This is a genomic window from Corallococcus llansteffanensis, assembly GCF_003612055.1.
GTDB lineage: Bacteria > Myxococcota > Myxococcia > Myxococcales > Myxococcaceae > Corallococcus > Corallococcus llansteffanensis.
In genome coordinates this window covers 1-3964 of the sequence record NZ_RAWB01000760.1, presented here as the reverse complement: position 1 = coordinate 3964, position 3964 = coordinate 1, and the positions used below count along the sequence as shown (strand labels likewise).

At 72.8% G+C, this 3964-nt stretch carries 3 protein-coding genes and 1 pseudogene; 2 read left to right on the top strand and 2 right to left on the bottom strand.

Annotation, left to right across the window (positions count from 1 at the left end; genetic code table 11):
• Together D7V93_RS39700 and D7V93_RS39695 are read left to right on the top strand one after the other, a co-directional pair.
• The coding region (locus D7V93_RS39700) for a DUF6311 domain-containing protein (protein ID WP_372338413.1) at window positions 1-1671 on the top strand (1671 nt) is incomplete at its 5' end.
• Between the two features lie 100 nt (window positions 1672-1771).
• Window positions 1772-2557, top strand: a complete 786-nt coding sequence (locus tag D7V93_RS39695; RefSeq protein ID WP_120648232.1) for a VOC family protein — start codon at window positions 1772-1774, stop codon at window positions 2555-2557.
• Window positions 2558-2584: 27 nt separating this feature from the next.
• On the opposite strand, the gene larC is transcribed toward D7V93_RS39695, so the two are convergent.
• On the bottom strand, window positions 2585-3751 hold the full coding sequence (gene larC / locus D7V93_RS39690; RefSeq protein WP_120648231.1) for a nickel pincer cofactor biosynthesis protein LarC: 1167 nt from the start codon (window positions 3749-3751) through the stop codon (window positions 2585-2587).
• A 3-nt stretch (window positions 3752-3754) separates the two neighbouring features.
• Window positions 3755-3964: pseudogene (locus tag D7V93_RS39685) on the bottom strand (nickel pincer cofactor biosynthesis protein LarB); the annotation flags it as partial.

Below are 3964 nucleotides of genomic sequence, written 5' to 3'. Positions count from 1 at the left end.
CCCATGCCCCGCGCCTCCCCCCCGCGCTCCCTCATCGTGGCGCGCGCGCTGGCGGTGCTGGGAGGCCTGGGCTGGTTCCTGTGGCTGGGCGGCGGGGCGGTGCTGCCGCCCACGCGCATCGACTGGATGATGCGCGAGGACTGGGCCGCGCACATCTTCGGCTGGCTCTTCTTCCGCAACGCGGACTGGCAGTGGCCGCTGGGCGCGGCGCCCAACCACTTCTTCCCCTACGGCACGTCGGTGGCGCTCACCGACGGCAACCCGTGGGTGGCCGTCCTGCTCAAGCCCTTCTCCGCGCTGCTGCCCGTGGACTTCCAGTACACCGGGCCGTGGCTGGGCCTGTGCTACGCGCTGATGGGGTACTTCGGCGCGCGGCTGGTGGAGACGGTGTCCCCGCGCGCGGTGCCGGTGGCGCTGGGCGGCGCGCTGCTGGCGCTGTCGCCGGTGATGGCGGCGCGCTTCAGCCACCCCACGCTGTGCGCGCACTGGCTGCTGGTGGCCCTGCTGTGGCTTAACCTGCGCGACACGCCGGACGCACGCACCGCGACGCGGAGCCTGGGGCTCGCGGCCCTCTTCAACGCCATCGCCGCGGGCACGCACCCGTACTGGGTGGCCATGCTGGTGCCGCTGACGCTGGCGCTCGGGGCGCGGCTCGTCTGGAGCCGGAAACTCGGCCTCGCGCGCGTCGCTGGCGCGTGCGGGGGCATCATCGCGCTGGACGTGCTGCTGTTCGCTGGCTTCGGCTACTTCGGCGGACAGGGGCTGGGCGCGGAGGGCTTCGGCGACTTCTCCGCGGACCTGGCCACGCTGGTGAACCCGCTGGGCTGGTCGCGCCTCTTGCCGGACCTGCCCGCGGGGCCCCGTCAGGGTGAGGGCTTCGGCTACCTGGGCGCGGGCGCGCTGTTGCTGCTCGGGCTCGCGGGCTTGAGCGTGCTCGTGCGCCCGCGTGAGGCACGCACGCTGGACTGGCGCCGCGTCCTGCCCGCGACGGTCGTGGTGGTGCTGCTGGGCATCTACGCGCTGTCCTCGCGCGTGACGTGGCTGGGGCAGCCGGTGGCGGACCTGGGCGCGCTGTACGCGCCGCTCGCGAAGGCGACGAACGCGTTCCGCGCCTCTGGCCGCTTCGTGTGGCCGCTGCACTACCTGCTCGTCGCGGGCGCGGTGCTGACGGTGGTGCGCCTGTGGCGCGCCGTCCCCGCCGTGGCCGGGGTCGCGCTGGCGGTGGCGCTGGCGGCGCAGGCGTACGACGTCCGCGAGGACAAGAGCGCCCTCTTCAAGCCCGTGCACTTCCAGCGCCTGCAAGCCCCCGAGTGGGCCGCGCTCCAGGGCCCCTACCAGCACCTGGCCCTCTTCCCGCCGCATGCGCAGTGGGTGTGCCGCTACGACGAGCCGCTGGTGAACGCGCTGGCGTATCAGGCGTACCGGCTGAAGCTCACCTTCAACAGCGGCTACGCGTCCCGCACGCCGCAGGCGCTGGAGACGGAGTGCCACGCGCGCCTACCCCGGGATGGGCTGGACGCGGCCACCGCCTACGTGGTGCTGCCGGAACACCTGCGCCCCTTCCTCAACGCGGGCGCGCGCTGCGGCGTGGTGGAGGGGCTGCCCGTCTGCGTGGTGGCCGGCAACACGGATGCCTTCGCGCAGGGGCTCCTGCGTCAGCCGCTGCACTGACGCGGCACGGCACTGAAAATCCGTACAGTGGACCCTCGGGGCCCTGTTAGGGTCCGCGCCGCCCGAGCACCTTCGGGTTCTCTTCCAGAGGAGCGGACGCATGCCCACGATGACGAAGCACGACGCCGGCACGGTGTGCTGGGTGGACCTGATGGCCTGGGACCGGGAGAAGGCCCAGGCCTTCTACGGGGAGCTGTTCGGCTGGACGTACGAGGTGGGGACGGAGGAAACGGGCTACTACACGATGGCCCGCAAGCAGGGCCACGACGTGGCGGCGCTGATGCAGCGCTCCAAGGACGCGCCCTTCCCGCCGACGTGGAACCTCTACTTCAGCGTGGAGAGCGTGGACCGCGCCCTGGCCCGCGTGAAGGAGCTGGGCGGCCGGGAGCTGATGGCCCCCATGGACGTCATGGACGCGGGACGCATGGCCTTCTGTCAGGACCCCACCGGGGCGTCCTTCGGGCTGTGGCAGCCGAAGGACTTCCCGGGCTCCGGCCTGGTGAACGAGCCCGGCAGCATGGCGTGGCACGAGGTGAAGACGCGCGACGGCGCGAAGGCCCAGGACTTCTTCTGCGCCCTCTTCGGGCTCACCGCCGAGAAGATGCCCGGTGAGGCCATGGACTACTGGGTCCTCAACAAGCCCGGGGCCGGGCCGGTGTGCGGCGTGATGCAGCTGACCGCACAGGTGCCCGCCGACGTGCCGGCGCACTGCATGACCACCTTCTCCGTGCGGAACACCGACGAGGCCGCGGCCACCGTCGCCCGGCTGGGTGGCAAGGTGCTCATGGCGCCGTTCGACTCGCCCTACGGTCGCATCAGCATCGTCGCCGACCCCGGCGGCGCCGGCTTCGGCATCATCACCCTGGCCGAGCCCCCGAAGTCCTGAGCGGCTCCCCCAAGCCGCCGCCGAAGCTCAGGGCGTGAGGGCCGCCAGCGCGGCGGCCATCACCTGCTTCACCGGCACGCCGGCGGCCTGGGCCACGCGGACGCAGTCGTCGAACTCCGGGTGCGCGTTGAGCACCCGGCCGTCGCGCAGGCCCCGCTTCACGCGGACCCTCCCCCACGGCGTCTCCACGTCCACCCAGTCGCGCTCCAGCGCGTGGCGCTCCACCCGGTGGTAGCGCACGCCCAGCGACGTGGACTCGCGCAGCACCGTGTCCACCACCGCTTCGCGCAGCCCGCCCTCCACCAGCGCGCCCAGGAGGTGCGCCGGCCGCCCCTTCTTCATCACCACCGGGGCCACCCACGCATCCTTCGCGCCCACCTCCAGCAGCCGCTCCACCAGGTGGCCCAGGAGCTGCGGCGTGGCGTCATCCAGGTTCGCCTCCACCACCCACAGCCCCTCGGTGGCGTGCGCCTCCACGCGGCCCAGCGACGCGCGCAGCACGTTGGGCCGGTCGCGGAAGTCCTTCGTCCCCACGCCGTAGCCCACCTTCTCCACGATGAAGTCCGGCGGGTGGCCAATCTTCGTCAGCACCTTGAGGAGCGCCGCGCCCGTGGGCGTCGTCAGCTCGCCCACGCCCTCGAAGCGCACGGGCACGTCGCGCAGCAGCTCCAGCGTCGCGGGCACGGGGATGGGCATCTGCCCGTGGGCCACGCGGATGGTGCCGCTGCCCAGGGGTGGCGGCGCGGCGTGCACTTCCGGGTCCCCCAGCAGCTCCAGCACCACCGCCGCGCCGCAGATGTCCACGATGGAGTCCACCGCGCCCACCTCGTGGAAGTGGATGGCGTCGATGGAGACGCCGTGCACCTTCGCCTCGGCCTCACCGATGGCGCGGAACACCGCCAGGGCCCGCGTCTTCGCGCGCTCCGGCAGCGTGGTGGCCGCTTCGATGAGCTGGCGGATGTCCGCGTAGGCGCGGTGCGGGTGTGCCTCCTTCGCGTCCAGCACCACGTCCAGGTGCGTGCCGCTGATGGCGTGGCGCACCGCGCGCGACACCGCCAGCTTCCAGCCCGGCACGTTGAGGCCGGAGAGCGCCTGGGTGAGCGCGTCGGGTGACACGCCCAGGTCGATGCCGGCCGCCAGGAACATGTCCCCGGCGATGCCGCCCACGGGCTCCAGGTAGAGGATGCGTCGCATGGCTCAGCGCCGTCCCTTCGTGCGCGAAATCAGGGCCGCGTAGAAGCCGCCGCCGAAGCCATTGTCGATGTTCACCGTGGCCACGTTCGCGGCGCACGAGTTCACCATCGCGAGCAGCGCGGAGATGCCCTTCAGGTTCGCGCCGTAGCCCACCGACGTGGGCACCGCCACCACGGGGATGCCCACCAGCCCCCCCAGCGCGCTCCCGAGCGC